Annotated in this window: 15 protein-coding genes and 1 pseudogene; 6 read left to right on the top strand and 10 right to left on the bottom strand. The window is 70.9% G+C overall.

The annotated features are described in order from the left end of the window. Position 1: 1 nt before the first annotated feature. Positions 2 to 142, bottom strand: coding sequence for a hypothetical protein (locus OG504_RS47355; protein WP_405995357.1), 141 nt, complete (start codon positions 140 to 142; stop codon positions 2 to 4). Between the two features lie 64 nt (positions 143 to 206). Here OG504_RS47355 and OG504_RS47350 point away from each other — a divergent pair, with 64 nt between their 5' ends. Beyond that, positions 207 to 815, top strand: coding sequence for a helix-turn-helix domain-containing protein (locus OG504_RS47350; RefSeq protein ID WP_405995356.1), 609 nt, complete (start codon positions 207 to 209; stop codon positions 813 to 815). 56 nt (positions 816 to 871) lie between these two features. Here OG504_RS47350 and OG504_RS47345 read toward each other — a convergent pair whose 3' ends face one another. Further along, the gene (locus OG504_RS47345; protein WP_405995355.1) at positions 872 to 1,525 is read right to left on the bottom strand and encodes a nuclear transport factor 2 family protein; all 654 of its coding nucleotides are present in this window, start codon (positions 1,523 to 1,525) and stop codon (positions 872 to 874) included. 217 nt (positions 1,526 to 1,742) lie between these two features. Between OG504_RS47345 and OG504_RS47340 the strand changes: the two genes are divergently transcribed. Next, positions 1,743 to 2,387: a TetR/AcrR family transcriptional regulator gene (locus OG504_RS47340; protein WP_405995354.1), complete on the top strand. Its 645-nt coding sequence runs from the start codon at positions 1,743 to 1,745 to the stop codon at positions 2,385 to 2,387. 99 nt (positions 2,388 to 2,486) lie between these two features. On the opposite strand, the gene OG504_RS47335 is transcribed toward OG504_RS47340, so the two are convergent. The 3 genes and pseudogenes from OG504_RS47335 to OG504_RS47325 form a co-directional block, all read right to left on the bottom strand. Beyond that, entirely contained in the window at positions 2,487 to 2,765 is a 279-nt protein-coding gene (locus OG504_RS47335; RefSeq protein WP_405995353.1) for a hypothetical protein, read from the bottom strand. A gap of 175 nt (positions 2,766 to 2,940) precedes the next feature. Beyond that, positions 2,941 to 3,062, bottom strand: a pseudogene (locus OG504_RS47330) (trypco2 family protein); the annotation flags it as partial. Between the two features lie 99 nt (positions 3,063 to 3,161). Further along, a complete protein-coding gene (locus OG504_RS47325; RefSeq protein ID WP_405995352.1) occupies positions 3,162 to 4,121 on the bottom strand; it encodes a DUF4232 domain-containing protein in 960 nt (319 codons plus the stop codon). Between the two features lie 490 nt (positions 4,122 to 4,611). Between OG504_RS47325 and OG504_RS47320 the strand changes: the two genes are divergently transcribed. Continuing rightward, the gene (locus tag OG504_RS47320) at positions 4,612 to 5,445 is read left to right on the top strand and encodes a PIG-L family deacetylase (RefSeq protein WP_405995351.1); all 834 of its coding nucleotides are present in this window, start codon (positions 4,612 to 4,614) and stop codon (positions 5,443 to 5,445) included. Between the two features lie 196 nt (positions 5,446 to 5,641). Further along, positions 5,642 to 6,496 carry a patatin-like phospholipase family protein gene (locus OG504_RS47315; protein WP_405995350.1) on the top strand — a complete coding sequence of 285 codons (855 nt, stop codon included), beginning with the start codon at positions 5,642 to 5,644 and terminating at the stop codon, positions 6,494 to 6,496. 101 nt (positions 6,497 to 6,597) lie between these two features. Here the strand turns inward: OG504_RS47315 and OG504_RS47310 are convergent, their stop codons facing one another. Beyond that, on the bottom strand, positions 6,598 to 7,362 hold the full coding sequence (locus OG504_RS47310; RefSeq protein WP_405995349.1) for a DeoR/GlpR family DNA-binding transcription regulator: 765 nt from the start codon (positions 7,360 to 7,362) through the stop codon (positions 6,598 to 6,600). Between the two features lie 89 nt (positions 7,363 to 7,451). Here OG504_RS47310 and OG504_RS47305 point away from each other — a divergent pair, with 89 nt between their 5' ends. Together OG504_RS47305 and OG504_RS47300 are read left to right on the top strand one after the other, a co-directional pair. Next, positions 7,452 to 8,657, top strand: a complete 1,206-nt coding sequence (locus tag OG504_RS47305; RefSeq protein WP_405995348.1) for an MFS transporter — start codon at positions 7,452 to 7,454, stop codon at positions 8,655 to 8,657. An 82-nt stretch (positions 8,658 to 8,739) separates the two neighbouring features. Beyond that, positions 8,740 to 9,384: an HAD family hydrolase gene (locus OG504_RS47300; RefSeq protein WP_405995347.1), complete on the top strand. Its 645-nt coding sequence runs from the start codon at positions 8,740 to 8,742 to the stop codon at positions 9,382 to 9,384. Between the two features lie 111 nt (positions 9,385 to 9,495). On the opposite strand, the gene OG504_RS47295 is transcribed toward OG504_RS47300, so the two are convergent. The 4 genes from OG504_RS47295 to OG504_RS47280 form a co-directional block, all read right to left on the bottom strand. Further along, complete coding sequence (locus tag OG504_RS47295) at positions 9,496 to 10,281, bottom strand: hypothetical protein (protein ID WP_405995346.1); 786 nt, start codon at positions 10,279 to 10,281, stop codon at positions 9,496 to 9,498. Between the two features lie 54 nt (positions 10,282 to 10,335). Then, positions 10,336 to 10,860, bottom strand: a complete 525-nt coding sequence (locus OG504_RS47290; RefSeq protein WP_405995345.1) for an RNA polymerase sigma factor — start codon at positions 10,858 to 10,860, stop codon at positions 10,336 to 10,338. Positions 10,861 to 10,983: 123 nt separating this feature from the next. Continuing rightward, entirely contained in the window at positions 10,984 to 12,318 is a 1,335-nt protein-coding gene (locus tag OG504_RS47285) for a cytochrome P450 (RefSeq protein ID WP_405995344.1), read from the bottom strand. An 88-nt stretch (positions 12,319 to 12,406) separates the two neighbouring features. Beyond that, entirely contained in the window at positions 12,407 to 13,666 is a 1,260-nt protein-coding gene (locus OG504_RS47280) for an MFS transporter (protein ID WP_405995343.1), read from the bottom strand. Between the last annotated feature and the right edge of the window lie 11 nt (positions 13,667 to 13,677).

Genomic DNA, 13,677 nt, shown 5'->3' with positions numbered 1-13,677 from the left:
GTCAGAAGAACGCGGGCCGGCGCGTGACGTACGGCTCCTCGATGGAGTCGATCTCCTCGGCCGTGAGCTCGATGTCGAGCGCGGCGGCGGCGTCCGCGAGGTGGTGGGGCTCGGTCGCGCCCGGGTTCCGCGACTTCCTCACCTCCCGCCGAGCCGGGATCACCCCCGGGCAGGCCGGTCTGCCCGTCCACGGCGGAACCCGTCGGGTGACCGGTCTGCGTCGCGAGAAGGTCGCGCTGCTGGCCGGTGTCAGCGCCGACCACTACATCAAGCTGGAGCGCGGCAACGCGCGCGGTGTCTCCGACAGCGTCCTGGAGGCCCTCTCCCGCGCCCTCCGCCTCGACGAGGCCGAGCGCGCCCACCTGTTCGCCCTGGCCCACGCCGCCGGCACCGGCACGCGGGCGGCCGCGCGCACCCCCGGACCCCACGTGCGCCCCAGCATCCAGCGCGTCCTGGACTCCATGTCCACGACCCCGGCCTACGTCCGCGACCGCCGCCTGGACATCCTGGCCACCAACCGCCTCGGCGGAGCCCTCATCGGCCCGGTCCTCGCGACCCCGGACAGGCCGCCGAACGTGGCCCGCTTCATGTTCCTGGACCCCGCGGCGGGCGACTACTACCCCGACTGGGAACGCATGGCCGCCGGCACCGTCGCGATCCTGTGCGCCGAAGCCGGACGCGACCCGTCCTTGCCGAGGTCGTACTGCCGATTCTGCGGGAGTCCGATGCCGAGCCGGGTGGTCATGCCGGTGTGCTCCTCTGCGGTTGGTCGTGCCGTCAAGTCGACGTTGCTCTGGAGGAGTTGGGGTGGGTGAGGCCCGGTGGGTGACGGGCGGCCGGTGGTGCCGGGCATCACCCACCAGGGGACGGCTCAGTGCTGGCCGACCGCCGAGGCCCAGTCGAAGTTCACGCCCATGTCGGAGTACATCTTCGAGTAGCCGACGAAGCAGTTGAACTGCTCGACCTTGCCGTTGTGCAGGTACCAGAAGTCGGCGGTCGGCGCGTCGACCTTGTGGCCGTTGCCCTTGACGACACCGCCCGTCGGGGACTGGAGCTGTCCGTCGAACGTGCCCTGGATCGACAGTTCGATGCTGATCACGTCGCCGTTCACGGTGATGCGCTTGAGGTCACGGTGAACGTCGGAGAAGAGGCTCTTCATGTAGGGCAGGACGTTGCCGAGCGCCGTCCCCCGGTAGGCCTGGCCGGCGACCATGTCGTTGAAGACGCCGTCCTCGGCGAAGCTGCCGACGAACGTCGGGACGTCGATGTGACTGCCCTCCGCCACGTAGTAGTCGCGCAGGACGATGGCGAGGTTGTGCCGCTCGTGCTCGGTCAAGTGGCGGTCGGTGAGCGGCAGTTCGGCCAGCTGGCGGGGGGTCAGGTCCGGGACCGCCGAACCGCCTTGTGCGGCCGCCTTGTTGTGGGCGTCGCCTGCGGCCTGTGACGGCACGGCGGCGATGGAGAGACCACCCAGGATCGCTATCGCGGTCGCGGCGGTGATCGACTTCCGGCTGAGCAGCTTCATGTCGTGTTCCTCCAGTTTTGCCGTCAGGGTGCGAGACCCGTCGCAACGGCTCGACCCCTCGCGGGCTCTTAGTAAATCAAACGCTCGCTTGACTTTATGAACGGCGGCGAAGGCTGTCAAGCCACTGTTTGAATTGTGTGGCTGCGCGACCCCAGGGGCCGATCCGCCGAAGGCGACTGATTGACAATGCACTCAAGCAACCGCTTGAATACATGCCATGACCAGGGTGGAAAAGACAGATCTGCGCCGAGAGGCCGGCCAGCGCACGCGGGACGGTCTGCAGGCGGCCGCCCTGGAGCTGCTCGCGCGACGAGGCCAGGACGGCTTGACGCTCCGCGAGATCACCGAGCGCGCCGGAGCCAACGTCGCCGCGGTGAGCTATCACTTCGGGTCGCTGAAGGCGCTGTGCGACTCGGCGATCGAGCACGCGCTGGAACGGTATCTGGACGCACAGATACAGGCCATCGACTCCCTCGGCCCCGCTCCGACCCTCCAGGAGGTGGCGGCGGCGTTCGCCGGACCGATGGTGCGCGCGCTCGCGGCCGGTGGACAGGACCTGGCCGTGATGCGGACCGTGGCGCGGGTCGGCATCGATCCGCCCGAGGGGTGGGAACGGCTGACCGGCAAGTTCGTCCGGAGCCGCCAGGATGTCCTCCGGGTGCTGACGCCTCACGTTCCCGGGGTCGACGAGCAGGAACTGAACTTCCGTACGCGCTGCGCGGCCGGCCTGCTGAACTGGCTCGCCCTCGCACCCATCGGCGCCGAGCTGGCCGCGATGCCCGCCGAGCAGATCGAGCGGCAGCTGGTCCCGGTGGTGGCCGGGGCGTTCCGCGGCGACGCCGGCACGCGGGGCGACGGGTGAGGGGTTCGAGCGCCACGCGCCGGAACCGGCCCGACCCGTCATCCCCCTCGACCTCGTAGTCGGGTACTCGGCGGGGCTGTTGCGGAGCAGCCGTGCGGCTCAGCCCGTCGTCGGGCGCCGGGCCGGGCAGACCGTGGTCCGGATGCCGGGGAGCGTGGGGACGGACGCGCCCGGCGGAACCGGGCGCAGGACGAGTCGGCACCGGTCCGGCAGGGCGGCGGTCATGGCCGACAGGTCCGCTTCCGGCGGCAGGTCGGACTCGAACCGCACCTGCACGGATACGGCGTCCTCCAGCACGTGCGCGGCGGTCAGCACCGCGTCCACGGTGACCCGATAACCCGAGCCGCGCCGCCGCCCGCCCGCATGGGTCACCAGCAACTCGGCGACCCGGGCCCGGTCGAGGCTCTCGGAACTCGTACGCCCGCGCTCATCGCTCGCCGTCGACTTCCTCGCCGGAGATCAGCGGCCTGCGGTCCGGCGCGCCGGCCTGCCGGGGATCCAGCACCAGCTTGATCCGCTGGGTGGAGGTGTGGGACACCTTGCCGTCGGTGCCGAGTTCCGCGACCCCGAACCCGACCTTGCCCCGGATCCGCCCTCCTTGCCCACGGAGAGGGCCAACTCCAGCTCCATCGGGCCGAGTTCGAACCGCAGCCCGGCGTCCTCGCCGGCCCGCACGGCCTCGGTGAGTTCCGCAACTGCGTGATCAGTTCGGCCAGTTCCACGCCCGCCATCTCAACCATCCCCGTTCCCAGCAGCGTTGAGCTGTAAGTCCGCTCAGCGCTCCGTCTCCTGCCACGGTGTGACGTCGAGCTTTCCGGTGGTTCCGAGGTCGAGGTTCGGGGTCACGATCACCGGGTCGGCACCGGCCTTCGCCCGGACCCGTACATAGGGCACGTTCACCGGCGTGCCGAACTCGGTGGTGTTGTGCCAGACCAGGCTGGCGGTCGCCGACTCGCCGGGCCCGAGTGTGACGGGACCTGCCTGCTGGTTGTCGTCCCCGCTGCCGGGGGTGACCGCGCCGGTACTGTCCAGGATCTTGACGCCGTCGACGTGCTTGAGGTCGTCGTCCAGGAGTTCCAGCAGCGGGTAGCCGTCGACGGTGTAGTCGCGCGTGCCGCAGTTGTCGAGGTGCAGGCCCACGACGCGCAGCCCCATGGCCGCGTCGCCCTGGTCGGCGCTGACCCGGATCCCGGACGCGGGACACGTGCCCGATGCGGCCGGCGCCTCGCTCGCGGGGACCTTGCGCACCTCGAGCACCTTGGCCTGCGTCACCTGCGGTGTGGTGGGCGGCAGTTCACCGGCCCGGACCGTGCCTCGTACGGTCTTTCCGGGGCCGACGTCGCGGACGGTCACGGACTGGTTGCCCATGGCCCCGCCGTCGGCACTCATGAAGCCGATGATGACCGAGTAGGTCAGGGTCTCCGTGCCCTTGTTGGTGACTTCGTAGCCGGCAACGATCCCCGAGTCCGTCGCGAGGCCGTCGGCGGAGACGGCGTGGCTGCGGGTCGGCGAGGGCGAGGGCGACGGCAGGGTCAGCGAGATGACCCGTACGCCGTCCTTCCCCGGATCGGCGACCTTCGTCGGGGACGGCGACTCGGTCGCGCCGACACCGGTGTTCCCTGCGTCGGCGCGCTCCGTCCCGCAGGCCGTGAGCAGCAGAGCGGTCGCTGCGAGGGCCGACAGGAGGGGGGCGGTGCGGGCGAGAGCCGGGTGGAGTGGGGCGGGTCTGGGCATCCGGTCATCTGATCAGCGCGTGAACCCCGCGCATGTGATGGAGGCCATAATTCCAGTCACAGGGCTGTCACAAGTTCACCGGCCACGGCGGAGACGGACCAACGCCTGAAGCGGCGTCACTCTCGGTCGGCAGACGGTGAGACATGCGCGGTCTTACGCGAGCCCACCGACCCGCCCCGCTCCGCCGTGACCACTCGCGCGCCGAACCCGCACGGGGTCGGCGCGTGTTCGTCTGCGGAGAACCCGGTCCAAGAACCCAAGCCGGCCCGCAGACGCGTCGGAACGCCGACGCGTGGAAGGCCGGGCGGCCGGGCCGGGAACAGGCGGTACGGCGGACGCGGTTGCATCGACCGAGGGACCGGTGCCGCAGGGGCGGGGAACACGGTGACCACACGGTCGTCCGCCCCACCAGGATCCGGGCCCCGGGATCGCGGTACAGCTGCCGCGCCCTTAGATGGACCTCGACGTATTTCTGCAGGAGGAATGTTTCATGACTGACCGGCCCTTGACTCTCATGGCAGTGCACGCCCACCCCGACGACGAGGCCACCAGCACCGGAGGGGTCCTCGCGCGATATGCGGCGGAAGGCATCCGTACGGTGCTCGTGACGTGTACCGACGGCGCTTGCGGTGACGGACCGGGGGGTGTCAAGCCGGGTGATCCCGGGCACGATCCGGCGGCCGTGGCCGCGATGCGTCGTCAGGAACTCGAGGCGAGCTGTGACGTCCTGAAGATCAGCGATCTGGAGATGCTGGACTACGCCGACTCCGGAATGATGGGCTGGCCGAGCAACGACGCCCCCGGGGCCTTCTGGCAGACCCCGGTGGAGGAAGGCGCGGCCCGGCTCGCCGACCTCATGCGGCACTACCGGCCCGATGTGGTCGTCACGTACGACGAGAACGGTTTCTACGGCCACCCCGATCACATCCAGGCCCACCGCATCACCATGGCGGCGCTGGAGCTCACCGATCTGACGCCGAAGGTGTACTGGACGACCATGCCCCGCTCGACGATGCGGCAGTTCGGCGAGATCATGCGCGAGTTCCATCCGGAGATGCCGGAGCCGGACCCCGCCGAGCTCGCCGAGATGGCCAAGATGGGCCTCCCCGACGACGAGATCACCACCTGGGTGGACGCCACCGCGTTCAGCGGCCAGAAGTTCGACTCGCTGGCCGCGCACGCCAGTCAGGGCGACAACATCTTCTTCCTCAAGATGGGCAAGGAGCGGTTCGGCGAGCTGATGGGCGTGGAGACCTTCGTACGCGTCCAGGACACCACCGGCGCGGCCGTACCCGAGACCGATCTCTTCGCCGGACTGCGCTGATCCACTCGCCCCAAGAGGGTGCCGCGCTCTGGTGCGGCACCCTGTGCTGATCGCGTTGTCGATCGCGCCATTGCTCGCGAGCAGACCAGGACATCCACCAAGTGCGTTGGTACAGAAGGAAGTTCGACGCCGCGTCCGCAAAGGCCGGCCCCTTCGTTCCTTGAACGCCGACACCAGGTCGACATAGGCTCCCCGCATGACGAACGGCGCACTGGTTCTGGCCGGCGGAGGTCTCGCGGGGATCGCGTGGGAGACGGGGGTGCTGCTCGGCATCCAGGATGTCGAGCCCGAGGCGGCCGCTCGCATCATCGGGGAGCCGACGACCCTGATCGGCACGTCGGCCGGGTCGACCGTCTCCGCTCAGCTCTCCACGGCCACACCGCTCGAGGACCTGTTTGAACGCCAGGTCCTCGAGACGACCAAGGAGATGTACGTCGAAGCCGACTTCGACGCTTTCATGGCGACGATGGCCGCGGCACACAGCGAAGCGACCTCGGCGGACGACGCACGACGCCGGATCGGCACCATCGCCAAGAACACGACGACACCCGACCGCGCGGTTCGCCGCAGCACGATCGAGGGCCGGCTCTCCGGAATGTCCTGGAGCGACCGCGACCTCCGTATCACCGCGGTGGACGCCGACACCGGGGTCCCGATCGTGTTCGACCGGACGTCAGGAGTCTCGCTCGTCGACGCTGTCGAGGCGAGTTCGGCCGTTCCGGCGATCTGGCCCGTCGTTCCGCTGGCGGGACACCTCTACATCGACGGAGGCGTGCGCACGATGGCGAATGCAGACCTCGCAGCCGGCTTCGACCCTGTTCTGGTGCTCATCCCGCAGCCCGAGCGCACGGCTGCCGGATACTCGATCGACCCCGCGGAACTCGCGTCGCTCGCGCCGTCACGCGTGCACGTCATCTACGCGGATGAAGCCGCGGTCGCCGCTTTCGGCACCAACCCGCTCGACCCGGGCGTACGCAAGCCGTCCGCCCTCGCAGGTCGCGACCTCGGACGGGACATCGCGGCGCAGGTCGCCGCGTTCTGGAGGGGCTGAACCGCTCCACGCTCCGTCCGTTCCGAACCGGCCGCAGTGGCGCCCGGGTTCGCCCTCACGACGACTGCACCAACCCCCGTGACCAGCAGCTCGTCGCTCGGTCAGACGGCCTTGACGACGGTGCCGGTGTCTTCGAGCGCGGCGACCTCGTCGGCGGGTGCCGCGGTGTCGGTGACGAGGGTGTGCAGGAGGGTGGAGGGGCCGACGTAGGCGTAGGCGGTGTGGCCGAGTTTGCTGCCGTCGGCGGCGACGATGACGCGGCGCGTGGCGGCGATGCCGGCCTTCTTCACGGCCGCGTCGTCGAGGTCGTAGGCGGTCAGGCCCTGAGCCGCGCTGAGACCGCAGCAGCCCATGACTGCCGTGTCGAAGCGGAGGGCCGCCAGGGACGCGAGGGTGAGGGGGCCGGTGAGGGCTCCCTCGGCGGCCCGGGGCTGCCCGCCGGGCACCATCAGCGTGGCCGGGCCCGGGGCCTCGCCGAACACGTGGATGGCCTGCAAGGACAGGGGCATCACCGTGACCGGCCGTCTGCGCAGCAGGTGGGCGATCTCCAGGCAGGTGGTGCCGCTGTCGAGGAGGACGGTCTCGCCGTCGGCGATGAGCGAGGACACCTCAGCGGCGATGCGGCGCTTGGCGTCGACGGACTCGTGGGCACGCAGCGCGAAGGGCGGCTCCTCGCCCCTGAGCAGCAGGGTGCGCGCGCCGCCGCGGACACGTTCCAGGACGCCTTGCGCGGACAGCGCGTCGAGGTCGCGCCGGATGGTCATCTCGGAGGCGCCGGTCAGTTCGACGAGTTCCTGGACCGTGACCCTGCCCGACTCCCTGACGGCCTGCGCGATCGTCCCGTGCCGGTCGGCGTTGCTGCTCATACCGGGATTGAACACCAACCAAAACGAACACACAATATGTGCGAAGCGACAGTATTCAATCGCAGTCAATGTTCGTTACCGTGGTCTGCATGAATGATTCGCTCCGAGGCGCCCGCATAGCGACCTTTGTCTACTTCAGCCTGTGCGGCACCCTGATGGGCACCTGGGTGGTGAACATCCCGGCCATCGAGGAACGCGTGGGCATCACTCACGCGACGCTCGGGGGGCTGCTGGTGCTGCTGGGCCTCGGCGCCTTCATCGGCATGCAGGTGGCCGGACGTCTGACCGACCGTCTCGGGGCGCGCGTCGTCGTCCCCACCACCGCAGTATTGTGCAGCGCGGCTCTGGTGCTGCCCGGTCTCCCCCGGGACCCGTGGACGCTGGGCGGTGCCCTGCTGCTCTTCGGATTCTGCAACGGCTGCCTGGACGTGAGCATGAACGCCCATGCCGTACACGTGGAGAAGGCCTACGGCCGTCCCGTCATGTCGGCCTTCCACGCCACGTTCTCGGTCGGCGGCGTCCTCGCCGCGCTGGTCGGGGCGGCCACGGCGAGCGCCGGTCTGAGCCCGGCCGCGGGCATGGCCGCCATGGGAGTCCTGGGCATCGTGATCGCCCTGGTGTCGGCCCGCGCCCTGCTGCCGTCCACCCCCACCGCCGACACCGGCACCGGCCCCGTGGAGGAGGTCAATCACGCACCGGCGGCCGACAGCCGCAGCACCCGCAGGCGCATCTGGATCCTCGCCGCTCTCGCCCTGATGGTCATGCTGTGCGAGGGAGCCGCCAACGACTGGAGCGCGCTGCACGTGAAGGACGTCCTCGGCGCACCCGCGAGCGTCGCCGCCTTCGCCTACGGCACCTTCGCGGCGACCATGACCATCGGCCGCCTGCTCGCCGACCGCCTCGTCACCCGGTTCGGGTCCATGGCGATCCTGCGCCACGGCGCGGCGACGGCCGCGGTCGGCATCACGATCGTGACCGTCTCCCCATGGATATGGACCGCGTTCGCGGGGTGGGCGCTGTTCGGTCTGGGGCTGTCCGGCTGTGTCCCGCAGTTGTTCAGCGCGGCCGGGCACGCCGATCCCTCCGCCGCGGGGGCCAACGTGTCCCGCGTCGCCGGGCTCGGCTACGTCGGCATGCTCGCCGGCCCCGCCGTCATCGGCTGGCTGACCCACCTCGTCGCCCTGAACCACGCCTTCGTCCTGCTGATCCTGCTGTGTGCGACCACCGCCGTGGCCGCCGGGATCCTGCGCACCGGATCCGACCGCGCGCCCGAGATGGCACACGGCACCCGCTGACCGCCTGTGCGGCACGGCTCACTCCGTGCCGCACAGGCTCCTCCTCCCACCCCGGCCACCAGAACCCGGAGGAACGCTCACCATGTCGACCGCCCGCAGCATCGTGCTGTTCGACCTCTTCGGAGTCATCGCCCGCCACCAACTCCCGGGCGCCCTGGGCAAGATGGCCGCCCGCTGTCACACACCCGTCGAGGCCTTCACCATGGCCTACTGGGACTGCCGCCCGCCCTACGACGCCGGCCGGCACTCCGCGTCCGAGTACTGGACCGCCGTACTGCGACGGCTCTCCGTGTCCCCCGACGCCGACACGATCGAGGAGCTGCGTCTCACCGACATCGACAGCTGGTCGCGCGTCGACGACCGGATGGTCGCCTACGTCCTGTCCCTCCGCGAGGTCGCCGAGGTCGCCCTGCTGTCCAACATCCCCTCGGACCACGCGGACGCCTTCCTCGCCGCGCAGCCCTGGCTGCACGGTCTGGACCACGTCGCCTTCTCCGGAAAGATCAAGGCGGCGAAGCCGGACCCGGCGGCCTTCCAGCACTGCGTCGACGCCGTGCGGGCCGCCCCGGGCGACTTCCTCTTCGTCGACGACCGCGAGGAGAACGTCGGCGCCGCGCGGGCCCTGGGCATGGACGGACACGTCTTCACCGGTCGCGACGAGCTGGCAGCGTTCATCGACACCTGGTTGCCGGCCCGACGACCCACGCGGCATGCGCGAGGGCTGTGAGTCGGAGAGGACTGATGGGGATGCAGTCGCGCTTCCCGCGGCGGAGTGGACCGACAGACCCGACCCGGTCCGACTGTCCACGTGAGCTGGGAAGCGGCTCGCCCGGTCCGGTCAGCCGAGCAGGGTGTCGCCCTTCACCGTGCGCGTCGAGCCGTCGGCCAGGTGCAGGGTGAGGGTGCCGGTGATCGCGCCGTCGGGGTCGCCGTCTGGCCACCAGGCGGTGAAGCGGCCGTCCTGGATCGTGGCCTCGATGGTGTGCCCGTGGTCCCGTACGGTGATGCCCTCGACGTCCGAACCCGCCCAGCCGACCACGTAGTTGAGCTCCTCGTCGCCGCTGCCCCGGGAACCCAGCGTGTCCACCTTGATGTGTCCGTCGGGCTGTCGGCGCACCGGCGAGATGCCCATCGACGCGCCGCCGTCCGAACCGGCCAGGCAGTAGGCCGACACGTCGCCCCGCCTGACGACCATCGAGGCGACCTTCCCGCGCAGGTCCGCGTTGCTGATCACCGGCTCGGCGCCGCTGCCGTTCAGGTCCGTCGCGTCCAGGCACCACTTTCCGGCGTCGGAGGCGCGCGCGGTGGCGACGTCCATCGTCTTGGGGGCGCCGGTCCAACTGGCCAGTTCTGTCGAGGACAGCGGGCCCGAACCGCCCATGCCGGGCACACCGCCGTTCACCGCGACCAGCGCGAGGCCGGCCGCGAGTGCCCCGGCCGCCGTGAAGGAGAGGCGTCGTACCAGCGGGCGGCGGAACGTGGCGCCGACCGAGCGGCCGGGGCGCTCGTTGTCGTCGAGGATGCTCCGCAGCAGCGTCTCCTCACGGTCGGTCTCCTGCGCGGACGGAGTGCGGCGCGGCGCGGCGTCGAGGTCGGCGAGGCGGGCGAGCAGGTCATTGGTCATGAGAATTCCTGGCTTCCTGGTCAGTGCGTGAGGAGTGCATGAGGGCGCGTGGGGTCAGCGCGTGGAGAGGGAGAGCGCCGACGACTCGGGGACGGCGTGGCCCAGTTGGCCGGCCAGGCGTCGTTTCGCGCGGGTCAGGCGCATGGAGTACGAGGCCCGGGTGCAGCCCAGTACCCGTGCCGCCTCCTTGGCGGTGAGGTCCTCCCAGACGTGGAGCGCGAGGACCTCCTGGTCGGCCGCTGCGAGCGCCTGCCAGGCCTCGACCAGCTCCAGCCGGCTGTCCACCCCGTCCGTCGGGTCGTGGGCGTCGACAGTGGCGGTGCGGCCGATGTGCACGACCAGCGCGGACTGCCGGCGCATCCCCCGGTTCGCGTTCAGCATCAGATTGCGGGCGGTGCCGAACAGCCACGGCCGCGCGTCCTCGGGCAGTTCGCGCCGTCGGCGCCACGCGGCGAGGAACGTCTCACCGACGACGTCATCGACGTTCATCGGATGCGCGCGACGGCGGACGAACCGCAGCACGTCCTCGTAGTGCGCCCGGTACACCTCGGTGAACTGGGCTTCGGTGGCAATGGGCATGTGCTTCCTTCCCTGGCGTCTGCCCCTACGTGTCCGGCGCGCGGACGAGTGCAACAGGCGTTCGGGAAAACCGCGTTGGGAAGGGGCGGCGTCGGGTCGACGTAAGCACGATGTCCGGCCGGGTCACACGCCGGGGGCGTCTCCCGGCTCCGGCCGAAACGGGCACTCGCCGGTGTGGGTCGTGTCGTCGAGGGCGCTCGGGGAACCGTCGGTCGGCAGGGCGCGTATCCCGCCGGCCTCGTCCGACGGCGGGGTGAAAGCGACGTCCAGGCGGGTCAGACCACGGAAGTTGAGGCTGCGCTGCCACTTCGGGGGCTCGGCGCCGTCGAGGCGCAGGTCGGGGAGGCGGGTGAGGAGGGCTTCGAGGACGATGGTGCCCTCCAGCCGGGCCAGCGCCGCGCCGAGGCAGAAGTGCGGGCCGTGTCCGAACGCCATGTGCCGTCCGCCGCCGGGCCGTTCGAAGTCCAGCACGTGGGGATCGGGGAACACGGCGGGATCCCGGTTGGCGGCGCCGCACACCAGCAGCACCGTCTGCCCTCCGGCGATGGTGCGGCCCGCGAGGTCCAGGTCGTGCCGGGCCCGGCGGAGCATGAGCTGGACGGGGGCGTCGTAGCGCAGGAGTTCCTCGACCGCGGCGGGCAACAGGTCGGGGCGCTTGCGCAACTGCTCGGCCGCGTGCGGGTGGTGGAGGAGAGCGAGGGTGGCGTTGCCGATGAAGTGCGTGGTGGTCTCGTGGCCGGCGATCAGCAACAGGGCGCAGTTGGCGAGGAGTTCGTCGGTGTCCTGGCCGGTGCTCTCCGCTTGCGCGGTCACCAGGGCGCGCAGGCTGTCCGGGGCGGGCGGGGTGTCCGGGCCGGTGAGGAGGGTGCGGAAGTAGGCGAGCATGTCCGTCATGCTCTGCGAGGCCTCGCGGTTGCGGTCGGCGTCGAGGCGGGAGTTGCCGATGGCCTCGGCGACCGGCTCGGACCAGGCCGTGAGGGCGGCGCGGTCCTCCTGCGGTACGTCGAGGAGGTCGCAGATGATGGTCAGCGGCAGCGGACGGGCGAGGTCCGCGACGATGTCCATCCGCCCGGTCGGCGCCGCCTCGTCGATGATCCGGTCGACGGCCTCGCTGATCCTGGCGCGGAGTGTCTCAACTGCCCGCGGGGAGAAGGCTTTGCTGATCAGGCCCCGCAGCCGGGAGTGGTCCGGGGCGTCGTTGTAGAGCATCTGACGGCTCAACACCCGCGCCAGCGGCCGCAGTTCCTCGGACACGGCGTCGATGTCGGGATAACGCACCGACGACAGCGCCGGGTTGCCCGTCGCGCTGCTGACCACTCCGTGCCCCACCGCGATCCAGGCGCTGAGGTTACGGTCCCAGAAGAGCTCGTCGGTGTTCCGCAACTCCTCGTAGAAGTCGTAGAGGCGCTCTTGGACCTGGGGTCGGAAGGCCGGCAGCAACGAAGTAGTGGTGCGCATCGCGCCAGGCTAGATCATGTACGGACATGGCGGAGTTGCCGTCCCGGAAACAGGCTGTGTCGGTTCGATTCGCCTGCCACCGGCACCGTCACGGGCCGCGTTTCTCGTCGGCTCCCCCGAAGCGCGTCTCGACGGTCGCGGCGACGACAGCCGCGGAGACGGCCAAAAGACCGACGACGAGCGGCAGTTGGACGGTCACGCCCGTCAGGGAACCGGCCAACGCCGTTCCCGCGGAACCGGACGTGATCTTCAGGGCCGCGACCCAGACGAAGACCTGGCCGCGCGCTCCGCTCGGCGCGTACTCCGTGCGGGCCGCGAGGGTGGAGGCGAAGAAGAAGGCGTTGAGGATCCCGGTGAGGGCATAGGCCGAGACGGTCACCGGGAAGGCGGGGCTCGCGGTGACGGCGAGGAGGCCGGCGACGACGCCCAGGGCGAGGCGGCGCATCAGCCGGTCCGGGTCGCCGGTGAGCGGGAAGACCATGACGGCTGTGGACCCGGCGAGATTGCCGAGGCCGTAGGCGGCGGTCAGTACGGCCGCGGTGGCCGGTTCGACGCCGAGGATCCTCGTCATGTGGACCGCGGTGATCGGCAGGGCGGCGACGCTCAGGGCGACGGTCATCGTCAGGTAGACGGTGCGCCGCAGCGGGCCGGTGCGGGCCATCAGCGCGAGGGTCGCCCCCGGCCTCAGGATCGCCGTCCTGTCGCCGCCGTGGGGCGGCGCGGTGAACGGCAGGAGCAGGACTCCCCCGGCCGCCGCGGCCGCCCCCACCGCGAGGGCGAGAGCCGCCGCGGTCGGCGAGACCCACCCCGACAGCGCGGCCACCAGGGACGGGCCGACCGTGCCGCCGATGCCGTAGGTCGCCACGTCCCAGCCCTGGGCCCGCCGCTGCGTGCGCAGGCGTGGTCGCGGTCCGACGATGGCGGGCAGCCGGCTGCTGATACCGCCGGTCAGCAACGGCCCGCAGGTGCCGGCCGCGGCCAGCAACAGTCCGGTCGCTACGGCGGGCGCGTGGCCGTACGTCAGTACTCCCGCGGCCAGCGCGGTGGCGTACAGCAGGCAGGCGGCCGCGATGACCTTCCGGCCGTCGCGGGCGAGGTCCAACGGCCGTGCGACGAAGGGGCCGAGCAGGTGCGGGACGGTGATGCAGGCGCCGAGCACTCCGGCGAGCGTCCCGGAGCCACCGGACGAGGTGACGAGCAGAACGACGGCTACTACGGCTCCGCCGTCGGCGGTACGGGCGAGGGCAGCGGCGACGACGTAGCGCGCCAGGCCGTTGCCGCCCTCCCTTCCGGGCGAGGGGGCGACTTCCCACCCCCTGGGCGTACTTGCTGTGTGCTGCTGTCGCATGGTGGTTCGTG

Origin of the sequence: Streptomyces sp. NBC_00986 (assembly GCF_045162565.1) — a bacterium.
Lineage (GTDB): Bacteria > Actinomycetota > Actinomycetes > Streptomycetales > Streptomycetaceae > Streptomyces.
Note: the sequence above shows the minus strand (reverse complement) of the source record. Positions and strands in the feature narration are given on the sequence as shown.

What these genes read in the sequence shown, in the direction of transcription:
- OG504_RS47280 (WP_405995343.1), bottom strand. Translation starts at nt 13,666, where the DNA reads ATGCGACAGCAGCACACAGCAAGTACGCCCAGGGGGTGGGAAGTCGCC.
- OG504_RS47320 (WP_405995351.1), top strand. Translation starts at nt 4,612, where the DNA reads ATGACTGACCGGCCCTTGACTCTCATGGCAGTGCACGCCCACCCCGAC.
- OG504_RS47315 (WP_405995350.1), top strand. Translation starts at nt 5,642, where the DNA reads ATGACGAACGGCGCACTGGTTCTGGCCGGCGGAGGTCTCGCGGGGATC.
- OG504_RS47305 (WP_405995348.1), top strand. Translation starts at nt 7,452, where the DNA reads ATGAATGATTCGCTCCGAGGCGCCCGCATAGCGACCTTTGTCTACTTC.
- OG504_RS47285 (WP_405995344.1), bottom strand. Translation starts at nt 12,318, where the DNA reads ATGCGCACCACTACTTCGTTGCTGCCGGCCTTCCGACCCCAGGTCCAA.
- OG504_RS47310 (WP_405995349.1), bottom strand. Translation starts at nt 7,362, where the DNA reads ATGAGCAGCAACGCCGACCGGCACGGGACGATCGCGCAGGCCGTCAGG.
- OG504_RS47325 (WP_405995352.1), bottom strand. Translation starts at nt 4,121, where the DNA reads ATGCCCAGACCCGCCCCACTCCACCCGGCTCTCGCCCGCACCGCCCCC.
- OG504_RS47295 (WP_405995346.1), bottom strand. Translation starts at nt 10,281, where the DNA reads ATGACCAATGACCTGCTCGCCCGCCTCGCCGACCTCGACGCCGCGCCG.
- OG504_RS47300 (WP_405995347.1), top strand. Translation starts at nt 8,740, where the DNA reads ATGTCGACCGCCCGCAGCATCGTGCTGTTCGACCTCTTCGGAGTCATC.
- OG504_RS47290 (WP_405995345.1), bottom strand. Translation starts at nt 10,860, where the DNA reads ATGCCCATTGCCACCGAAGCCCAGTTCACCGAGGTGTACCGGGCGCAC.
- OG504_RS47345 (WP_405995355.1), bottom strand. Translation starts at nt 1,525, where the DNA reads ATGAAGCTGCTCAGCCGGAAGTCGATCACCGCCGCGACCGCGATAGCG.
- OG504_RS47340 (WP_405995354.1), top strand. Translation starts at nt 1,743, where the DNA reads ATGACCAGGGTGGAAAAGACAGATCTGCGCCGAGAGGCCGGCCAGCGC.